General features: G+C 69.9%; 18 protein-coding genes. 5 read left to right on the forward strand and 13 right to left on the reverse strand.

Features of this window, described 5'->3' with window-relative positions; genetic code table 11:
• From P3W75_RS20065 to P3W75_RS20075, 3 genes are all read right to left on the reverse strand, one after another.
• Positions 1-282 (reverse strand): LysE family transporter (locus tag P3W75_RS20065; RefSeq protein WP_276229063.1); only part of this gene is annotated, 282 nt, incomplete at its 3' end.
• A 66-nt stretch (positions 283-348) separates the two neighbouring features.
• A complete protein-coding gene (locus tag P3W75_RS20070) occupies positions 349-1,149 on the reverse strand; it encodes a helix-turn-helix transcriptional regulator (protein ID WP_276229064.1) in 801 nt (266 codons plus the stop codon).
• A 1-nt stretch (position 1,150) separates the two neighbouring features.
• The gene (locus P3W75_RS20075; protein WP_276229065.1) at positions 1,151-2,008 is read right to left on the reverse strand and encodes an NAD-dependent epimerase/dehydratase family protein; all 858 of its coding nucleotides are present in this window, start codon (positions 2,006-2,008) and stop codon (positions 1,151-1,153) included.
• 94 nt (positions 2,009-2,102) lie between these two features.
• On the opposite strand from P3W75_RS20075, the gene oxyR reads away from it, so the two are divergent.
• The 3 genes from oxyR to P3W75_RS20090 all read left to right on the forward strand — a co-directional run bounded on the left by oxyR (position 2,103) and on the right by P3W75_RS20090 (position 6,601).
• The gene (gene oxyR, locus P3W75_RS20080) at positions 2,103-3,035 is read left to right on the forward strand and encodes an oxidative stress transcriptional regulator OxyR (RefSeq protein WP_276229066.1); all 933 of its coding nucleotides are present in this window, start codon (positions 2,103-2,105) and stop codon (positions 3,033-3,035) included.
• Positions 3,032-5,107, forward strand: coding sequence for an ATP-dependent DNA helicase RecG (gene recG, locus P3W75_RS20085; protein ID WP_276229067.1), 2,076 nt, complete (start codon positions 3,032-3,034; stop codon positions 5,105-5,107). The genes oxyR and recG overlap by 4 nt, the downstream gene beginning before the upstream one ends.
• Positions 5,108-5,200: 93 nt before the next feature.
• On the forward strand, positions 5,201-6,601 hold the full coding sequence (locus P3W75_RS20090; protein WP_276229068.1) for an aminoacyl-tRNA deacylase and HDOD domain-containing protein: 1,401 nt from the start codon (positions 5,201-5,203) through the stop codon (positions 6,599-6,601).
• 290 nt (positions 6,602-6,891) lie between these two features.
• Here P3W75_RS20090 and P3W75_RS20095 read toward each other — a convergent pair whose 3' ends face one another.
• The 10 genes from P3W75_RS20095 to glcD all read right to left on the reverse strand — a co-directional run bounded on the left by P3W75_RS20095 (position 6,892) and on the right by glcD (position 16,531).
• Positions 6,892-7,296 carry a helicase gene (locus tag P3W75_RS20095; RefSeq protein ID WP_276229069.1) on the reverse strand — a complete coding sequence of 135 codons (405 nt, stop codon included), beginning with the start codon at positions 7,294-7,296 and terminating at the stop codon, positions 6,892-6,894.
• Between the two features lie 136 nt (positions 7,297-7,432).
• Positions 7,433-7,705, reverse strand: coding sequence for an HU family DNA-binding protein (locus P3W75_RS20100; protein ID WP_009614168.1), 273 nt, complete (start codon positions 7,703-7,705; stop codon positions 7,433-7,435).
• Positions 7,706-7,902: 197 nt separating this feature from the next.
• Positions 7,903-9,057, reverse strand: a complete 1,155-nt coding sequence (locus P3W75_RS20105) for an NAD(P)/FAD-dependent oxidoreductase (RefSeq protein ID WP_276229070.1) — start codon at positions 9,055-9,057, stop codon at positions 7,903-7,905.
• A 73-nt stretch (positions 9,058-9,130) separates the two neighbouring features.
• The gene (locus P3W75_RS20110) at positions 9,131-9,298 is read right to left on the reverse strand and encodes a rubredoxin (RefSeq protein WP_009614171.1); all 168 of its coding nucleotides are present in this window, start codon (positions 9,296-9,298) and stop codon (positions 9,131-9,133) included.
• A gap of 175 nt (positions 9,299-9,473) precedes the next feature.
• A complete protein-coding gene (locus tag P3W75_RS20115) occupies positions 9,474-9,641 on the reverse strand; it encodes a rubredoxin (RefSeq protein ID WP_259758104.1) in 168 nt (55 codons plus the stop codon).
• Between the two features lie 456 nt (positions 9,642-10,097).
• A complete protein-coding gene (locus P3W75_RS20120; RefSeq protein WP_276229071.1) occupies positions 10,098-12,275 on the reverse strand; it encodes a malate synthase G in 2,178 nt (725 codons plus the stop codon).
• A gap of 30 nt (positions 12,276-12,305) precedes the next feature.
• Positions 12,306-12,707, reverse strand: a complete 402-nt coding sequence (locus tag P3W75_RS20125; protein ID WP_276229072.1) for a heme-binding protein — start codon at positions 12,705-12,707, stop codon at positions 12,306-12,308.
• 4 nt (positions 12,708-12,711) lie between these two features.
• Positions 12,712-13,938, reverse strand: coding sequence for a glycolate oxidase subunit GlcF (glcF, locus tag P3W75_RS20130; protein WP_276229073.1), 1,227 nt, complete (start codon positions 13,936-13,938; stop codon positions 12,712-12,714).
• Positions 13,939-13,952: 14 nt separating this feature from the next.
• On the reverse strand, positions 13,953-15,032 hold the full coding sequence (gene glcE / locus P3W75_RS20135) for a glycolate oxidase subunit GlcE (RefSeq protein ID WP_276229074.1): 1,080 nt from the start codon (positions 15,030-15,032) through the stop codon (positions 13,953-13,955).
• A complete protein-coding gene (gene glcD, locus P3W75_RS20140) occupies positions 15,032-16,531 on the reverse strand; it encodes a glycolate oxidase subunit GlcD (RefSeq protein WP_276229075.1) in 1,500 nt (499 codons plus the stop codon). Before glcD ends, glcE begins: the two co-directional genes overlap by 1 nt.
• A gap of 254 nt (positions 16,532-16,785) precedes the next feature.
• Here glcD and glcC point away from each other — a divergent pair, with 254 nt between their 5' ends.
• Both glcC and P3W75_RS20150 read left to right on the forward strand, forming a co-directional pair.
• Complete coding sequence (gene glcC / locus P3W75_RS20145) at positions 16,786-17,559, forward strand: transcriptional regulator GlcC (RefSeq protein WP_276229076.1); 774 nt, start codon at positions 16,786-16,788, stop codon at positions 17,557-17,559.
• Positions 17,560-17,683: 124 nt separating this feature from the next.
• A complete protein-coding gene (locus P3W75_RS20150; protein ID WP_276229093.1) occupies positions 17,684-18,214 on the forward strand; it encodes a chorismate lyase in 531 nt (176 codons plus the stop codon).
• Positions 18,215-18,229: the final 15 nt, after the last annotated feature.

Below are 18,229 nucleotides of genomic sequence, written 5' to 3' on the forward strand. Positions count from 1 at the left end.
GCGCCGCGCCAGCAAGGCCTGGGCGCCGAGCCAGACGAAATACGCCCCGCCCAGCAGCTGCACTATGCGCAAGCCGTGGCTCGCCACGCCCGGCAGCAGGCCGAGGACGAACAGCACCAGCGCCATGCTCGCCAGATTGGCCAGGGCGATGCCGCTGGCGCAGCCGTCGGCGTGGCGGCGCCCGCGCAACAGCGCGGCGCGGATCAGCAGGAAGAAGTCCGGCCCCGGCGACAGCAGGGCGGCGAAGTGGGTGCTGGCGACCAGCGCGAAGGCGGCGAACATGGCGCTCTCCCGGAATCAGGGAGGGCGAGTCTGGCCGGCGCGGCGAATGGCGGTCTTGTAGAAAACTCAGGTGCGCGTGGCGCTGCGGAAGCGCCCCGGAGTGACCCCGGTGAAGCGGCGGAAGGTCGTGGAGAAATGCGCCTGGTCGCAGAAACCCAGCTCCAGCGCCGCCTCGATCGGCATGGCGCCCTCCACCAGCAGGCGCTTGGCCTCGCGCACCCGGCGTTGCAGCAGGTAGGTGTGCGGTGGCACGCCGTAGGCGCGGCGGAAGCTCTCGATCAGGTGGCGCGGATGGCGTTCGACCAGCGCGGCCAGGCGCTCCAGGCTCACCGCCTCGCGGTAGTGGCTTTCCAGGTAGTCGCGCAGCCGCGCGGTGACGCCGCCGTCGCGGCTCGCCGGCGCCGCCGGGCGCATGCCGCCATGGCGCACGAAGACCAGTTCCAGCAACGCCAGCAGTTCGCTCTCCAGGCCCAGCGCGTCGTCGCGCTCGAACTCGCCCGCCAGCCGCGCCAGGGACGTCGCGACCTGACCGTCGTCGCCCGGATTCAGCGCCTGGAAGCCCCGCGGCAACTGCTTGCGGCCGAGCAGCGGCAGCAGCCGCGACTCTTCGATATAGAGCATGCGATAGACCAGCCGCGCGCTCTCGGCGTTGCCGGTGTGCGGTTCCTCCGGGTTCATCAGCGACAGGGTGCCGGCCGGCAGTACATGGCGCGCGCCACGGCACTGGTAGCCGCCGGCGCCCTGGAGGATCGCGCCTATGGCGAAGGCATCGTGGCTGTGGCGACCGAACGGCTGGCCGGAGAAGTCCGCATGGAACAGCTCCACCCCGGGCAACCAGGGGCGCGCCAGCAGCCGGTTGGCGTCCACCTCAGTCCTGGCGCCCGGCGAGGATCGCGGCGTAGCCCTCGCGGTAGCTCGGGTAGCGCGGCACCCAGCCCAGCGCCTTGGCGCGGGCGTTGCGGCAGCGCTTGCTGCCGGCGCGGCGCACGCTCTGCTCCTCGGCCCAGTGCTCGACGCCCATGAGCCCGCGCAGGTAGTCCACCACCTCGGCCAGGGGCGCCGGAGCGTCGTCCACGCCGATGTAGCAGTCGTCCAGCGCCTGGCCGGCGGCGTCGGCGCGCAACAGGCAGGCGAGCAACCCGGCGGCGTCCTCGGCGTGGATGCGGTTGGCGTACAGCGGCGGCTCGATGGCCACCCGGTAGCCCTCGCGGACCTGTTTGAGCAGCCATTCGCGGCCGGGGCCGTAGATGCCGGTCAGGCGCACGACGCTGGCGGGGATGCCGCTGTCCAGGGCCACCCGCTCGGCTTCGAGGATCACCCGCCCGGAGTAGCTCTGCGCCTCGGCCGGCGAGGTCTCGTCGATCCACTCGCCGCCCTGCTGGGCGTAGACGCCGCTGCTGGAGACGAACAGCAGGCGCTTCGGCGTCTGCCCGCGCCGCTGCAGCCACTCCAGGCAGCGCCGCAGGCCTTCGACATAGGTGGCGCGGTAGCCGGCCTCGTCGTGCTGGGTCGCGGCGGCGGCGAACACCAGGTAGTCCAGCCCGCCCTCGGGCCAGGCCGCCGGGCACTCGCTGGCGCCCAGGTCGCCGGCGACCGGCAGGATGCCCGCTGGCAGCGCGCCGACGTCACGGCGCAGGCCATGGACGCGCCAGCCCTCGGCGAGCAGTTGGCGACCCAGGCGGCCACCGACGTCGCCGCAGCCGGCGATCAGAACATTCGCGGACATCTTCGCCTCCTAAAGACAGGGGCCGGCAGTTTAGCGCGGTTGGTTCGCAACCGCGCAGCCGCTATGCTTGGCCCAACTCAACGGATTAGTCGCCATGACCCTCACCGAACTGCGCTACATCGTCACGCTTGCCCAGGAGCAGCATTTCGGCCGCGCCGCCGAGCGCTGCCACGTCAGCCAGCCGACCCTGTCGGTCGGCGTGAAGAAGCTGGAAGACGAACTCGGCGTGCTGATCTTCGAGCGCAGCAAGAGCGCGGTGCGCCTGACCCCGGTGGGCGAAGGCATCGTCGCCCAGGCGCAGAAGGTGCTGGAGCAGGCCCAGGGCATCCGTGAACTGGCCCAGGCCGGCAAGAACCAGCTGACCTCGCCGCTGAAGGTCGGCGCCATCTTCACCATCGGCCCCTACCTGTTCCCGCACCTGATCCCGCAGCTGCACCGCGTGGCGCCGCAGATGCCGCTGTACATCGAGGAGAACTTCACCCACATCCTGCGCGACAAGCTGCGCACCGGCGAGCTGGACGCGATCATCATCGCCCTGCCGTTCCAGGAAGCCGACGTCCTCACCCTGCCGCTGTTCGACGAGCCCTTCTACGTGCTGATGCCGGCCGACCACCCGTGGACCGCCAAGACCAGCATCGACGCCGAACTGCTCAACGACAAGAGCCTGCTGCTGCTCGGCGAGGGCCACTGCTTCCGCGACCAGGTGCTGGAAGCCTGCCCGACCACCCGCAAGGGCGAAGAGAACCGCCACACCACGGTGGAATCCAGCTCGCTGGAGACCATCCGCCACATGGTCGCCTCCGGCCTCGGCGTGTCGGTGCTGCCGTTTTCCGCGGTGGACAGCCACCACTACGCGCCCGGCGTGATCGAGGTCCGCCCGTTCACCGCACCGGTGCCCCTGCGCACCGTCGCCATCGCCTGGCGCGCCAGCTTCCCGCGGCCACGCGCCATCGAAGTGCTGGCCGACTCCATCCGCCTGTGCTCGGTCGCCCAACCGGCCACCAAGGGCGAAGCCCAGCCGGCATGACCGAACTGGCCAACGTCCCGGTCACGGCGCTCAAGGGCGTCGGCGCCGCGCTGGAGGAAAAGCTCGCCAAGGTCGGCCTGGAAAACCTCCAGGACATCCTCTTCCACCTGCCGCTGCGCTACCAGGACCGCACCCGCGTCACCCCCATAGGCGCGCTGCGCCCGGGGCAGGACGCGGTGGTCGAGGGCGTGGTCTCCGGCGCCGACGTGGTCATGGGCAAGCGCCGCAGCCTGCTGGTGCGCCTGCAGGACGGCAGCGGCACCCTGAGCCTGCGCTTCTACCACTTCAGCCAGGCGCAGAAGGAAAACCTCAAGCGCGGCACCCACCTGCGCTGCTACGGCGAGGCCCGCCCCGGCGCCTCGGGCCTGGAGATCTACCACCCGGAATACCGCGCGCTGAACGACGACACGCCGGCCCCGGTGGAACAGACCCTGACGCCGATCTACCCGACCACCGAAGGCCTCACCCAGCAGCGCCTGCGCCAGCTCAGCCAGCAGACCCTGGCGCTCCTGGGGCCGAACAGCCTGCCCGACTGGCTGCCCGAGGAACTGGCCCGCGACTACCGCCTAGGCCCGCTCGACGAAGCCATCCGCTACCTGCACCGGCCACCGCCGGACGCCAACCTCGAAGAGCTCGCCGAAGGCCGCCACTGGGCCCAGCATCGCCTGGCCTTCGAGGAACTGCTGACCCACCAGCTGTCGCTCCAGCGCCTGCGCGAGAGCCTGCGCGCGCAACACGCTCCGGAGTTGCCGCCGGCGAAGAAACTGCCGCAGCGCTTCCTGAAGAACCTCGGATTCGCCCCGACCGGCGCGCAGCAGCGCGTCGGCGCCGAGATCGCCTACGACCTGGCGCAGCCCGAACCCATGCTGCGCCTGGTGCAGGGCGACGTCGGCGCGGGCAAGACGGTAGTCGCCGCGCTCGCCGCGCTGCAGGCCCTGGAGGCCGGCTACCAGGTGGCGCTGATGGCGCCCACCGAGATCCTCGCCGAGCAGCACTTCCTCAACTTCAGCAAGTGGATGCAGCCGCTGGGCATCGAGGTCGCCTGGCTCGCCGGCAAGCTCAAGGGCAAGGCCCGCGCCGCCGCGCTGGAGCAGATCGCCGGCGGCGTGCCGATGGTGGTCGGCACCCACGCGCTGTTCCAGGACGAGGTGAAGTTCAAGCGCCTGGCCCTGGCGATCATCGACGAACAGCACCGCTTCGGCGTGCAGCAGCGCCTGGCCCTGCGCCAGAAGGGCGTCGACGGCCGGCTCTGCCCGCACCAGCTGATCATGACCGCCACGCCGATCCCGCGCACCCTGGCGATGAGCGCCTATGCCGACCTGGACACCTCGATCCTCGACGAGCTGCCGCCCGGGCGTACGCCGGTGAACACCGTGCTGGTCGCCGACAGCCGCCGCATCGAGGTGATCGAGCGGGTCCGCGCGGCCTGCGCCGAAGGCCGCCAGGCGTACTGGGTGTGCACGCTCATCGAGGAATCCGAGGAGCTCACCTGCCAGGCCGCCGAAACCACCTACGAGGAGCTCGCCTCGGCCCTCGGCGAATTGCGCGTGGGCCTGATCCACGGGCGCATGAAGCCGGCGGAGAAGGCCGTGGTGATGGAGGCCTTCAAGGAAGGCATGCTGCAGCTGCTGGTGGCGACCACGGTGATCGAGGTGGGCGTCGACGTGCCCAACTCCAGCCTGATGATCATCGAGAACCCCGAACGCCTCGGCCTGGCCCAGCTGCACCAGCTGCGCGGACGGGTCGGGCGCGGCAGCGCGGCCAGCCATTGCGTGCTGCTCTACCACCCGCCGCTGTCGCAGATCGGCCGCGAACGCCTGGCGATCATGCGCGAGACCAGCGACGGCTTCGTCATCGCCGAACGCGACCTGGAGCTGCGCGGCCCCGGCGAGATGCTCGGGACGCGGCAAACCGGTCTGCTACAGTTCAAGGTCGCGGACCTGATGCGCGACGCCGACCTGCTGCCGGCGGTGCGTGACGCCGCCCAGGCGCTGCTGGAGCACTGGCCGCAACACGTCAGCCCGCTGCTGGCGCGCTGGTTGCGACACGGCCAGCAATATGGCCAAGTGTGACCCACTTCACCTTCGCCGGTCGGCTGACCGACCAGTCACGCATAGCCGCTGGTTATACTTCCGCCAGCAGTTGATAACCGGATCACAAAGCCCATGAGCGAAGCCGCACTCGCCGAAGCCCTTCCCGCCCCCTCGGTCATCCTCCAGTTGCTCGATCGCCTGGGCGTGCCCTACCGAGAACTGCCCGACAACGAGCAACTGCCGGCCGCGAAGCGCGTGCAGGCGAGCCTGCTGGAAGACGCCGTCGGCACCCTGCTGGTGCTCTTCCCGCAGAACCAGCTGCTGGACCTCAACCGCCTCACCGAACTGACCGGGCGCAAGCTGCTGGCGATCAAGCCCGAGCGCCTGGAGCGGATGCTCGGCAAGCACCGGCTCAGCCGCCTGCCGGCGCTGCCGCCGCTGACCAGCTCGCCGTGCCTGTACGACGAGCGCCTGCTGCAGGAGTCGCACCTGCTGATCGAGTCGGGCAACCCCGGCACGCTGCTGGAAATCCCCACCGCCGACTTCCGCCAGGTGCTGGAGAAAGCCAGCGCGGCGCGCTTCGGTGTGCCCCTGGAGCAGATCCGGCCGAACCTCGACCGCCCCGACGACGACCGCGCGGAAATCTCCCAGGCGGTGCAGGCCTTCACCGCCCGGCGCATCCAGCAACGCCTGGAAGAGACCATCGAGATTCCGCCGCTGCCGGAAACCGCGCAGAAGATCATCAAGCTGCGGGTCGACCCCAACGCCACCGTCGACGACATCACCGGCGTGGTCGAGACCGACCCGGCGCTGGCCGCCCAGGTGGTCAGCTGGGCCGCCTCGCCCTACTACGCCGCGCCGGGCAAGATCCGCTCGGTGGAAGACGCCATCGTCCGCGTGCTGGGTTTCGACCTGGTGATCAACCTGGCCCTCGGCCTGGCCCTGGGCAAGACCCTGAGCCTGCCCAAGGACCAGCCGCAGCACGCCACGCCCTACTGGCAGCAGGCGATCTACACCGCCGCGGTGATCGAGGGCCTGACCCGCGCCGTGCCGCGCGCCGAGCGCCCGGAGGCCGGCCTGACCTACCTCGGCGGCCTGCTGCACAGCATGGGCTACCTGGTCCTGGCGCACATCTTCCCGCCGCACTTCTCGCTGATCTGCCGCCACCTGGAGGTCAACCCGCACGTGCCGCACAACCTGGTGGAGCAGCACCTGCTGGGCATCACCCGCGAGCAGATCGGCGCCTGGCTGATGCGTACCTGGGACATGCCGGACGAGATCTACACGGCCCTGCGCTTCCAGCACGACCCGGACTACACCGGCCCCAACGCCGCCTACGCCAACCTGGTCTGCCTGGCCACCCGCCTGCTGCGCCAGAACGGCATCGGCAGCGGCCCGCAGAACTGCGTGCCGCAGGCCCTGCTGGATCGCCTGGACATCCCCCGCGAGAAAGCCGAGGACGCGGTACGCAAGGTGCTCGACGCCGAAGCGGTGCTGCGTGAGCTGGCGGCGCAGATGAACAGCTCGCACTGATCGCGCACCGGCCATGAAAAAGCCGCTTCTCCCAACGGGGAAGCGGCTTTTTCGTATCCACATCCAACCTGGCAACCGTCTTGTGCACGACCTCCAGGCCCGGCGCCCGAAATGTGCGGGGAACGCCCCACGGAAGGCACTGGGCTCCCGCGTTCGCGGGAGTGGCGGGTTTGGGTTTGGCACGTCTTCCCCGCGAACGCGGGGACCCAGCGACGTTGCCGTGGCGGTACAGGTAACAGCGGGGCATGCCCGCGAATCGCGCGTGGCGCGCTCCTACGGAGGGACTGGCCTCAGGCCGCTTCCTTCTCCACTGCCTTGGCCGCCGCCTTCTTCTTCGGCTTGAGGTACTTCACCAGGCCCTGGAACCAGATCACCAGCGCCGGATTGCCCTGGATCTGGATGTCCTTGTTCTGGATGCCCTGCATGAACGCCAGCTGCGGGTTCTTCGAGGTGAGGGTGGCGTAGCCGTAGGCGCCGTCGCGGAAGCCGATGGCGAAGGCCGGCAGCGGGTGGCTGCCGCGCCGCGCGCTGACGCGCAGGTCGCGAACGATGTAGTGGCGCGCGACCTTGCCGTCCAGGCTGTGCAGCTGGAACACCAGGTCCTTGCCTTCGAGTTGCTTGCGGAATGCCGGGTTGTCGCGCGAGGCCTTGGCCATCAGGCGCCCGAGGAACCACAGGAGAAGACGGAATTTCATGCACAGACCTCGATGTTCGAGACAGATGGCTGCGCATTGTAGCGACTTCAGAGAAGGACTACATCCGTACTTTTGAAGGGAAAATGTAACTGCGGGGGCAGCCCGGAGCCGCTCTGGCTCCGGGCCTCGGGCCAACTTAGTTGACGGCGTCCTTCAGGGCCTTGCCCGGTTTGAAGGCGACGGTATTGCTGGCCTTGATCTTCACCGGCTGGCCGGTTTGCGGGTTCTTGCCGGTGCGGGCGCCACGGTGGCGCTGGATGAAGGTGCCAAAGCCCACGAGGGTGACACTGTCCTTGCGATTCAGCGCGCCGGTGATCTCATCCAGCAGCGCGTTCAGCACCTTGTTGGCTTGTTCTTTGGTGAGGTCGGCCTTCTCGGCGATCGCGGCGGCGAGTTCTGGTTTACGCATAAATGCCTCTTTGACGGTTTGTTGTTTTTGTGTCCGTGCTGTCTTCCCAACAGCGCCCAAGGCACCGCTGCCCAGGCCTTGCAGGCTCTAGGCTGCGGTAGACGGGGGGAGGATGGCACGCCGCAAGCTGGTACGCCAGTATCGTCTGACAATTTGCGAGCACATTCCCACGACGGAAGTGCCATAGCTTCGGATTTTTATGTCAGGAGCGCCGGCAACTCCTTGTTCAGCGAGAGCTTTTCGCTGACCGCCGCGCCGGTCAGGGCGTAGCCGAGCAAACGACCGGCGGTATCCCGGCAGAGCACCTTGAGGTCCGGGCCAGAGCCTTCCACACGCCATTCGCCGTCGCTGCCGCGCGGCGGCGGCGAGACCACCAGCGGGCACACCGGGGTTTTCACGGTCACCGGCATGGCGCCGTAGGCCACGGCAGTCGGCTTGCCCGCCAGGGTTTGCGCCAGCGCGCGGGCGCAGGCCATCAGCGGCATCACGTAGAGCAGGTTGAGGCCGTCGACCTCGGCGCAGTCGCCCAGGGCGTAGATGTTGGCGTGGGAGGTGCGCAGCTCGCGGTCGACCACGACGCCGCGGTTCACTTCCAGGCCGGCGCCGGCGGCGAGGTCGATGCGTGGGCGCAGGCCCACGGCCGAAACCACCAGGTCGCAGGGGATCACCTGGCCGTCCGACAGGTGCGCTTCCAGCGCCTCGCCGGCGCGCACCAGGCGGTTCAGCACCGGGCCCAGGTGGAAGCGCACGCCGAGGCTTTCCAGGCCGGCCTGCACGGCGCCGGCCGCGGCCGGGTGCAGCAGGCCGGGCATGACCTGCTCGCAGGGCGCCACCACGTCGATCTGCAGGCCGCCGCTGGACAGGTCGTTGGCGAATTCGCAGCCGATCAGGCCGGCGCCCAGCAACAGCACGCGGCGCTTGCCGGCGGCAGCGGCGCGGAAGCGCGCGTAGTCTTCCAGGTCGTTGATCGGGAAGATCGCGTCCAGCGCGTCGCCCTGCACCGGCACGCGGATCGGCTCGGCGCCCCAGGCCAGCACCAGGTCGCGGTACTCGACCTGCTCTTCGCCGATCCACAGGCGCTTGTGCCCCGGATTGATGCCGGTGACGCGGGTGTGGGTGAGGATGCGCGCCTTGAGCTGTTCGGCCATCGCGCCCGGCTCGGCCATGGCCAGGCCGTCGGCGTCCTTGTCCTTGGCGAAACCGGTGGAGAGCATCGGCTTGGAATAGGAGCGGCCGTCGTCGGCGGTAATCAGCAGCAGCGGGGTTTCCGCGTCCAGCTTGCGCCACTCGCGCGCCAGGTTGTAGCCGGCCAGGCCGGTGCCAATGATCACCAGCGGTGCGTTCTCGCTCATTCGGTTCTCCACATCGAACGGGGCCGCGCCGGCGTCGCGCGGCGCGGGGGGAATCAGGGATTGGCGGGGCGCCTCAGGCGATTTCGATCATCTCGAAGTCGATCTTGCCCACGCCGCAATCGGGGCATACCCAGTCGGCCGGGATGTCTTCCCAGCGGGTGCCGGGGGCGATGCCTTCCTCGGGCAGGCCGAGGGCCTCGTCGTAGATGAAGCCACAGACCACGCATTGCCACTTGCGCATCGTCGCACCTCCTGCGGATAGCCAGGGCAAGCTAGCGCACTTTTCCGCCAGCCGCCAAGGGCAGGCTTGCCAGGCGCCGGCGGCGGCGCGGCCAACCGCGCGCGGCGCTCAAGCACGGGCGCGCCAACGAAAACGGCGGCCACCGGGCCGCCGTTCGCGTGAACGCCACGACGGATCAGCCGATCTCGATCATCTCGAAGTCCAGCTTGCCGACGCCGCAGTCCGGGCACAGCCAGTCTTCGGGCACGTCTTCCCAGCGGGTGCCCGCCGCGATGCCTTCTTCCGGCCAGCCTTTGGATTCGTCGTAGATGAGTCCGCAGACTACGCATTGCCACTTTTTCATTGTCTACCCCTCAGGCGGGTTACCACGGTTGCGGCCGCACGCTAACGCAATTCCCGGCGTGCGCCAAGACGCCATCGGGCGGTTGGTCGGGCATTGGGGGCCAACCAAAGATGGGTGGTGGGTTGGAGAGCGCTCTTCGTAGGAGCGAGCTTGCTCACGAACGGTGCTCACCTGAGATGCCCGTGTTTGGGTGTGGCTCCACACCCTCTCCCTAGCCCTCTCCCTGAAGGGAGAGGGGACCGTTAGGAGTGCTTGGATGCTCTGGAGTCAGCCGGCAAACTCGGCGTTATCCGACTGACGCTGATCTCTCCGCCGGCACGGGCTAGCCCCCTCTCCCTTCAGGGCGGGGCGCGCAGCCGAGGGTTGGGGGAGAGGGGCTCTTCAGGACGCACACCGATCCCGCCGGCAGAACTCCGTTCGCGAGCAAGCTCGCTCCTGCATCTGCAGGAGCAACCGTCAGTGCTGCGCCTTGTAGCGCAGGCGCCAGGCGTGCAGCAGCGGCTCGGTATAGCCACTGGGCTGCTCGCGCCCCTTGAAGACCAGGTCGCTGGCCGCCTGGAACGCCGCCGAGCCCTGGTAGTCCGCAGCCATCGGGCGATAGGCCGGGTCGCCGGCGTTCTGCTCGTCGACCACCCTGGCCATGCGCTCCAGGGTCTCGCGCACCTGGGCCTCGCTGACCACGCCATGGTGCAGCCAGTTGGCGATGTGCTGGCTGGAGATGCGCAGGGTGGCGCGGTCCTCCATCAGGCCGACGTTGTGGATATCCGGCACCTTGGAGCAGCCGACGCCCTGCTCGACCCAGCGCACCACGTAGCCGAGGATGCCCTGGCAGTTGTTGTCCAGCTCCTCCTGGCGCGCCTCGGCGGACCAGTCGGCCGAAGCGGCCACCGGGATGCTCAGCAGGTCGTCGAGCAGGCCGTCGCGGGCGGCGCTCAGGTCGACCTTCTGCAGCTCGCTCTGCACCGCCTGCACGTCCACCTGGTGGTAGTGCAGCGCGTGCAGGGTGGCGGCGGTGGGCGACGGCACCCAGGCGGTGGTGGCGCCGGATTTCGGGTGGCCGATCTTCTGTTCGAGCATGGCCGCCATCAGGTCCGGCATGGCCCACATGCCCTTGCCGATCTGCGCGCGGCCGCGCAGGCCGCAGGCCAGGCCGACCAGCACGTTGTTGCGCTCGTAGGCGGCGATCCACCGGGTGCCCTTCATGTCGCCCTTGCGCAGCATCGGGCCGGCTTCCATGGCGCTGTGCATCTCGTCGCCGGTGCGGTCGAGGAAGCCGGTGTTGATGAACACCACCCGCGCGCCGGCGGCGCCGATGCAGGCCTGGAGGTTGACGCTGGTGCGCCGCTCCTCGTCCATGATGCCCATCTTCAAGGTGTGGCGCGGCAGGCCGAGGAGGTCCTCGACGCGGCCGAACAGCTCGTCGGCGAAGGCCACTTCGGCCGGGCCGTGCATCTTCGGCTTGACGATGTAGACGCTGCCGGTGCGCGAGTTGCCCTTGCGCTGCAGGTCGTGGATCGCCACCAGGCCGGTGAGCACCGCGTCCATGACCCCTTCGGGGATTTCCACGCCGCTGCCGTCGAGGATCGCCGGGGTGGTCATCAGGTGGCCGACGTTGCGGATGAACAGCAGCGAGCGGCCGTGCAGGGTCAGCGTGGAGCCGTCGACGGCGGTGTATTGGCGGTCGGCGCTCATGCGCCGGACGAAGCTCTTGCCGCCCTTCTCCACCGCTTCGCTGAGGTCGCCCTTCATCAGGCCGAGGAGGTTGCGGTAGACCAGGGTCTTGTCCTCGGCGTCCACCGCGGCCACCGAGTCCTCGCAGTCGAGGATGGTGCTCAGCGCGGCCTCGACCAGCACGTCCTTCACACCGGCGGCGTCGGTCTGGCCGATCGGGCTGGTGGAGTCGATCTGGATCTCGAAGTGCAGGCCGTTGTTCTTCAGCAGCACGGCCTTGGGCGCCAGGGGCTCGCCCTGGTAGCCGAGGAATTTCTCCGCCTGGGCCAGACCTTCGACGCTGCCGTCTTCCAGGGTCACGCGCAGCTGGCCCTGCTCGATGCGGTAGGCGGTGGCGTCGGCGTGGCTGCCCCGGGCCAGCGGCGCGGCCTGGTCGAGGAAGGCGCGGGCGAAGGCGATGACCTTCTCGCCGCGACGCGGGTTGTAGCCCTTGCCCTTCTCGGCGCCGTCGTCCTCGCTGATCGCGTCGGTGCCGTAGAGCGCGTCGTACAGCGAGCCCCAGCGGGCGTTGGCGGCGTTCAGCGCGTAGCGCGCGTTCATCACCGGTACCACCAGCTGCGGGCCGGCCTGTTGGGTGATCTCGGTGTCGACGTTGGCGGTGCTGGCCTGCACGGCGGCGGGCGCCGGCAGCAGGTAGCCAATGGATTCGAGGAAGGCGCGGTAGGCCGGCATGTCCTGGATCGGCCCCGGATGGGCGCGGTGCCAGGTGTCCAGCTCGGTCTGCAGGCGGTCGCGTTCGGCGAGCAGCGCGCGGTTCTTCGGCGCCAGCTCGTGGACCAGGGCGTCGAAGCCCTTCCAGAAGGCTTCGGCCTGTACGCCGGTGCCCGGCAGGGCTTCGTCTTCGATGAAGCGTTGCAGGACGTCGGCGACCTGCAGGCGCTGGCGGGTGATTCGTTGGGTCATCGCAAGGTTCTCCTGTTGTTCGTCGACGGCTTACAGCGCGGCCACGCCGGCCTTGGCCACCTGGGCGTCCTGGGCGGCCTGCACGCCGGACACGCCGACCGCGCCGACCACCTGGCCCTCATGGAGCACCGGCACGCCGCCTTCCAGGGTGCCCTGGAGGACCGGCGCGGAGAGGAAGGCGGTGCGGCCGTTGTTGATCATTTCCTCGTACAGGCGCGTCTCGCGGCGGCCGAGGGCGGCGCTGCGGGCCTTCTCGGTGGCGATGTAGGCGCCGACCGGCGCGCAGCCGTCGAGGCGCTCCAGGGCCAGCGGGTGGCCGCCGTCGTCGACCACGGCGATGGCCACCGCCCATTGGTTGGCCTGGGCCTCGGCGCGGGCGGCGGCGAGGATGCGGGTGACGTCTTCCTGGGTCAGTACGGCTTTGTTTTGCATGGCGTCAGCTTCCGGTGGTGAGGGCGTGGTCGACCAGCTCGATCCAGTGCCGGACGGGGGTGCGTCCGGCGCCGTCGAGGTGGGTCTGGCAGCCGATGTTGGCGGTAGCGATCAGGTCGGGCCGACCGCTTTCCAGGGCGTCCAGCTTGTTGTCGCGCAACTGGTGCGAGAGCGTCGGCTGGGTCAGTGAATAGGTGCCGGCCGAGCCGCAGCAGAGGTGGCTGTCGGGCACCGCGGTGAGGTTGAAGCCCAGGCGTTTGAGCACCGCCTCGACGGCGCCGCCGAGCTTCTGCGCGTGCTGCAGGGTGCAGGGGCAATGGAAGGCCAGGGTCTGGTCGCAGTGCAGGCCGAGGCTTTCCAGCGGCTCGGCGCGGATCACTTCGACCAGGTCCTTCGCCAGCTCGCTGACCCGCCGGGCCTTGGCCGCGTACTCGGGGTCATCGCGCAGCAGGTAGGCGTATTCCTTGACGAAGGCGCCGCAGCCGCTGGCGGTCTGCACGATGGCCTCGGCGCCGTTCTCGATGGCCGGCCACCAGGCGTCGATGTTCCGCCGGGCGCGGTCGAGGCCGGCGTCCTGGGCGTTCAGGTGGTAGTCCACGGCGCCGCAGCAGCCGGCCTGGGCCGCCGCGGTGATGCTGATGCCGAGGCGGTCCAGCACCCGCGCGGTGGCTGAGTTGGTGTTCGGCGACAGCGCCGGCTGCACGCAGCCTTCGAGCATCAGCACGCGGCGCTTGTGGCGCTCCACCGGGCGCACGCCGGCCGGGGCGATGGCCCGCGGCAGGTGGCTGCGCAGCGCTTGCGGGAGCATCGGCCGCAGCGCCTCGCCGGTGTTCACCAGCGCCTTGAACAGCGCCGGGCGCGGCACGATGGCGCGCAGCCCGCCACGCAGGATGCGCTCGCCCAGCGGACGCGGCACGCGCACCTCGATGGCGGCGCGGCCGATGTCGAGCAGCTTGTGGTACTCCACGCCCGAGGGGCAGGTGGTTTCGCAGTTGCGGCAGGTCAGGCAGCGGTCCAGGTGCTCCTGGGTCTTCGCGCTGACCTCGTCCTGTTCGAGGAACTGCTTGATCAGGTAGATGCGCCCGCGCGGGCCGTCCAGCTCGTCGCCGAGTTCCTGGTAGGTCGGGCAGGTGGCGTTGCAGAAGCCGCAGTGCACGCAGCTGCGCAGGATGCGTTCGGCTTCCTCGGCGTGGGGCAGGCGCTTGGCCGCCTCGCTCAGATTGGTCTGCATGGTATCTATCCGCGTCAGAAGTCGGCGTACATGCGCCCGGGGTTGAAGATGCCCTGCGGGTCGAGCTGGCGCTTCAGCGAGCGATGCAGCTTGAGCAGGGGCGCGGGCAGCGGGTGCAGCGGGTCGTCGACGTGGCCCGGGGTGAAGCAGCTGCCGTGGCCGCCGACGGCGCTCACGGCCTGGCGGATCGCCTCGGCGCTGGCCTCGGACTTCAGCCAGCGCTGCGCGCCGCCCCAGTCCAGCAGTTGCGCGCCGGGCAGCGCCAGCGGCGCGCTGAGCGCCGGCAGCGACAGGCGCCAGAGTGGGCGCGGGTCGCGGAAGAACTCCAGGCGCTGTTCGCGCAGGTCGTCCCACCAGGCGTCGTCCAGGGCTTCTCCGCCGATGCGGTCGCAGGCGGCGCGCACCGAGCCTTCGTTGCCTTCGAAGCGCAGGTACAGGTGCGTGCCGTCATGGGCCGCGGCGCTCAGCGGCAGCGGTTGCTGACCCCATTCGCCGAGGCGCTGCAGGGCGCGCTCCAGGGGGATTTCCTGGCGCAGGCTGATGCGGCAGCGCGGCTTGGGCAGGACCTTGAACGAGGCCTCGGTGATCACCCCCAGGCAGCCGAAGCTGCCGGCCAGCAGGCGCGACAGGTCGTAGCCGGCGACGTTCTTCATCACCTCGCCGCCGAAGCGCAGGTGGGTGCCCAGGCCGCTGATCAGCCGGGTGCCGAGGACGAAGTCGCGCACCGCGCCAGCCCAGGGCCGGCGCGGGCCGGACAGGCCGGCGGCGAGCATGCCGCCGACCGTGGCGTTGTCCGTGAAGCAGGGCGCCTCGCAGGCGAGCATCTGCCCGCCGCGCTCCAGCACGGCGTTGAGTTCGCGCAGCGGGGTGCCGGCGCGGGCGGTGATCACCAGTTCGGTGGGGTCGTAGGAGACGATGCCGGTGTGCCCGGCGAGGTCCAGCGGGCGGGCTTCCACCCAGCGGCCGAGGAAGGCCTTGCTGGAGCCGCCGCGAATGGCCAGGGCGGTCTTTTCCGCCAAGGCCTGGCGCACCTGTTCGAGCAGCTCGGCGCTGCGGTCGTGGCCGGCCTGGGGGTCGAAATGCTGTGGCTGCATCAGAAACGCTCCAGTTCCGGGAACGGCAGTTGGCCGTGGTGGATGTGCATGGCGCCGAACTCGGCGCAGCGGTGCAGGGTCGGGATGTTCTTGCCCGGGTTGAGCAGGCCCTGCGGGTCGAAGGCGGCCTTCACCGCGTGGAACAGGGTCAACTCGTCGCTGTTGAACTGGGCGCACATCTGGTTGATCTTCTCGCGGCCCACGCCGTGCTCGCCGGTGATGCTGCCGCCCACCGCCACGCAGAGTTCGAGGATCTTGCCGCCCAGCGCCTCGGCGCGCTCCAGCTCGCCGGGGACGTTGGCGTCGAAGAGGATCAGCGGGTGCATGTTGCCGTCGCCGGCATGGAACACGTTGGCCACCCGCAGGCCATGCTCGGCGGATAGCTCGCTGATGCCGTTGAGCACGCGCGGCAGCTCGCGGCGCGGGATGGTGCCGTCCATGCAGTAGTAGTCCGGCGAAATGCGCCCCACCGCCGGGAAGGCGTTCTTGCGCCCGGCCCAGAACCTGGCGCGCTCGTCTTCGTCGCGGGCCAGGCGCACATCGGTGGCGCCGGCCTTGCGCAGCACGGCGTCGACCAGCTCGCAGTCCTCGTGGACGTCGGACTCCACGCCGTCCAGCTCGCACAGCAGGATGGCCGCGGCGTCCACCGGGTAGCCGGCGTGGATGAAGTCCTCGGCGGCGCGGATCGACAGGTTGTCCATCATCTCCAGGCCGCCGGGGATGATGCCCTCGGCGATGATGTCGCCCACCGCGCGGCCGGCCTTCTCGACGTCGTCGAAGCTGGCCATCAGCACCTTGGCCACCTGCGGCTTGGGCAGCAGCTTGACGGTCACCTCGACCACCACGCCGAGCATGCCTTCGGAGCCGGTGAACAGCGCCAGCAGGTCGAAGCCCGGACTGTCGAGGGCGTCGGAGCCCAGGGTCAGGCGCTCGCCGTCGACGGTGAGGATTTCCACCTTGAGCAGGTTGTGCACGGTCAGGCCGTATTTCAGGCAGTGCACGCCGCCGGCGTTCTCGGCGACGTTGCCGCCGATGGAGCAGGCGATCTGCGACGACGGGTCCGGCGCGTAGTACAGGCCGTGGGGCGCCGCCGCCAGGGAGATGGCCAGGTTGCGCACGCCGGGCTGGACGCGGGCGAAACGCCCGGCCGGGTCGATTTCGAGGATGCGCTTGAAGCGTGCCATCACCAGCAGCACGCCCTGCTCCAGCGGCAGCGCGCCGCCGGACAGGCCGGTGCCGGCACCGCGCGCGACCACCGGGACGCTCATCCGGTGGCACAGGCGCAGCAGGGTCTGCACCTGCTCGACGTGCTCGGGCAGCACCACCAGCATCGGCGCGGTGCGGTAGGCGGAGAGGCCGTCGCACTCGTAGGGGCGCAGGTCCTCGGCTTCGTGGAGGATTTCCAGGTCCGGCAGGGCGGCGCGCAGCTCGGCGAGCAGCGCGGCCTTGTCCACCTTCGGCAGTGCGCCGTCGAGGCGCTCGTCGTAGAGGATGTTCATCGGGTCTCACACGGTGGGTTTTTCTTATCGTGGAGGCCGCCCCGGCGCACCGGGGCGGTCACTGGACTGACGGGTCTCAGGTCGGCGCAGACTGGCCCGCCCGGCGCGCCTGCGTCCAGATGCCGCAGAACTGGTCCTACCAGTTTAGGCGCTGTACTTTTGGCGAAGGCGCCGTTCGGCGGCCTTATCAAAGCGCATCGGGTGGGCTAGAGTGACGCCAGCGATGTGAACTGGTAGGACCAGTTGGAGAACGGATGAACAGTGAAACCACGGCGGGCCGCGCGCGGGTCGCCGACCAGGTCGCCGAGCGCATCGAGCGGCTGATCGTCGACGGCGTGCTCAAGGTCGGCCAGGCGCTGCCCTCGGAACGTCGCCTGGTGGAAAAGCTCGGCTGCTCGCGCTCGGCCCTGCGCGAAGGCCTGCGCATCCTCCGCGGGCGCGGCATCATCGACACCGAGCAGGGCCGCGGCTCCTTCGTCGCCGACCTCAGCCGGGCCAACGACGCCACGCCGCTGATGCACCTGTTCGCCTCGCAGCCGCGCACCCTCTACGACCTGCTGGAAGTGCGCGCCCTGCTGGAGGGCGAGTCGGCACGCCTCGCCGCCCTGCGCGCCACCGACGCCGACCTGATCCTGCTCAAGCGCCGCTACGAGGAAATGCTCCTGGCCCAGGGCGAGACGCCGCCGCCGGAGCCGCGCGAGCACGCCCGCCGCGACCACGCCTTCCACCGTGCGATCAGCGAGGCCTCGCACAACCCGGTGCTGGTGCACACCCTGCAGTCGCTCAGCGAGCTGATGCTCAGCACCGTGTTCGCCTCGGTGAACAACCTCTACCACCGGCCGCTGCAGAAGCGGCAGATCGACCGCCAGCACACGCGCCTCTACAACGCCATCGTCGAACGCCTGCCGGACCAGGCGCAGCGCGCCGCGCGCGAACATATCCACAGCATCCGCGACAACCTCCGCGAGATCGAGCAGGAGGAACAGCGCCTGGTCCGCGCGACCATGCGCCTGCAGGGCTGGGAATGATCCCCGGAAGGCGTGCTAGACGGGGCGCGGGGCGATAGGTCGCAGGCTAACGATCGGCGCGCCGTGCTACCCTGCGGGGGTCATTCGTCAACGTTGAATTCCCGTGTCCGACCATCCCGTACCCCTGCCGCGCTGGCTCAACGAAGACCAGCTGCCGGCCAACGTCGAACCCACCGTGCACGACTGGCTGTTCGACCAGGGCTCGCTGACCCGCCGCCTCACCGCACTCGCCGAAGGCGCCTTCAGCGTGGAGCCGCTGGCCGAGGGCTGGCAGGTGCTGCGCGACGACGAATGCGCCTCGCTGGGCGTGCCCAGCCACAGCCAGGGCTGGGTGCGCGAGGTGTACCTGCGCGGCCACGGCCAACCCTGGGTCTACGCCCGCAGCGTGGCCGCCCGCTCGCCCCTGGAAGCCTCCGGCTTCGACCTGGCGCAGCTCGGCACGCGCTCGCTGGGCGAGCTACTGTTCAGCGATAGCGCGTTCCGCCGCGACGTCATCGAAGTCTGCCTGTACCCGGCGCCCTTCCTGCCGCTGGAAGTCCGCCGCGCGCTGCTCTGGGGCCGTCGCTCGTGCTTCCGCCGCGACCGCCTGGGCGTGCTGGTGGCCGAAGTGTTCCTGCCGCGCCTGTGGCGCGCCGCGGGGATCGACGCCGTATAATCCCCCGCTCGCCCG

The organism is Pseudomonas citronellolis (assembly GCF_029335315.1).
Classification (GTDB): Bacteria; Pseudomonadota; Gammaproteobacteria; order Pseudomonadales; family Pseudomonadaceae; genus Pseudomonas; species Pseudomonas citronellolis_A.

Excerpts from the sequence above, each read along its gene's own strand:
- P3W75_RS20075 (WP_276229065.1), bottom strand. The coding sequence starts at position 2,008 with ATGTCCGCGAATGTTCTGATCGCCGGCTGCGGCGACGTCGGTGGCCGC.
- oxyR (WP_276229066.1), top strand. The coding sequence starts at position 2,103 with ATGACCCTCACCGAACTGCGCTACATCGTCACGCTTGCCCAGGAGCAG.
- recG (WP_276229067.1), top strand. The coding sequence starts at position 3,032 with ATGACCGAACTGGCCAACGTCCCGGTCACGGCGCTCAAGGGCGTCGGC.
- P3W75_RS20090 (WP_276229068.1), top strand. The coding sequence starts at position 5,201 with ATGAGCGAAGCCGCACTCGCCGAAGCCCTTCCCGCCCCCTCGGTCATC.
- P3W75_RS20095 (WP_276229069.1), bottom strand. The coding sequence starts at position 7,296 with ATGAAATTCCGTCTTCTCCTGTGGTTCCTCGGGCGCCTGATGGCCAAG.
- P3W75_RS20100 (WP_009614168.1), bottom strand. The coding sequence starts at position 7,705 with ATGCGTAAACCAGAACTCGCCGCCGCGATCGCCGAGAAGGCCGACCTC.
- P3W75_RS20105 (WP_276229070.1), bottom strand. The coding sequence starts at position 9,057 with ATGAGCGAGAACGCACCGCTGGTGATCATTGGCACCGGCCTGGCCGGC.
- P3W75_RS20110 (WP_009614171.1), bottom strand. The coding sequence starts at position 9,298 with ATGCGCAAGTGGCAATGCGTGGTCTGTGGCTTCATCTACGACGAGGCC.
- P3W75_RS20115 (WP_259758104.1), bottom strand. The coding sequence starts at position 9,641 with ATGAAAAAGTGGCAATGCGTAGTCTGCGGACTCATCTACGACGAATCC.
- P3W75_RS20120 (WP_276229071.1), bottom strand. The coding sequence starts at position 12,275 with ATGACCCAACGAATCACCCGCCAGCGCCTGCAGGTCGCCGACGTCCTG.
- P3W75_RS20125 (WP_276229072.1), bottom strand. The coding sequence starts at position 12,707 with ATGCAAAACAAAGCCGTACTGACCCAGGAAGACGTCACCCGCATCCTC.
- glcF (WP_276229073.1), bottom strand. The coding sequence starts at position 13,938 with ATGCAGACCAATCTGAGCGAGGCGGCCAAGCGCCTGCCCCACGCCGAG.
- glcE (WP_276229074.1), bottom strand. The coding sequence starts at position 15,032 with ATGCAGCCACAGCATTTCGACCCCCAGGCCGGCCACGACCGCAGCGCC.
- glcD (WP_276229075.1), bottom strand. The coding sequence starts at position 16,531 with ATGAACATCCTCTACGACGAGCGCCTCGACGGCGCACTGCCGAAGGTG.
- glcC (WP_276229076.1), top strand. The coding sequence starts at position 16,786 with ATGAACAGTGAAACCACGGCGGGCCGCGCGCGGGTCGCCGACCAGGTC.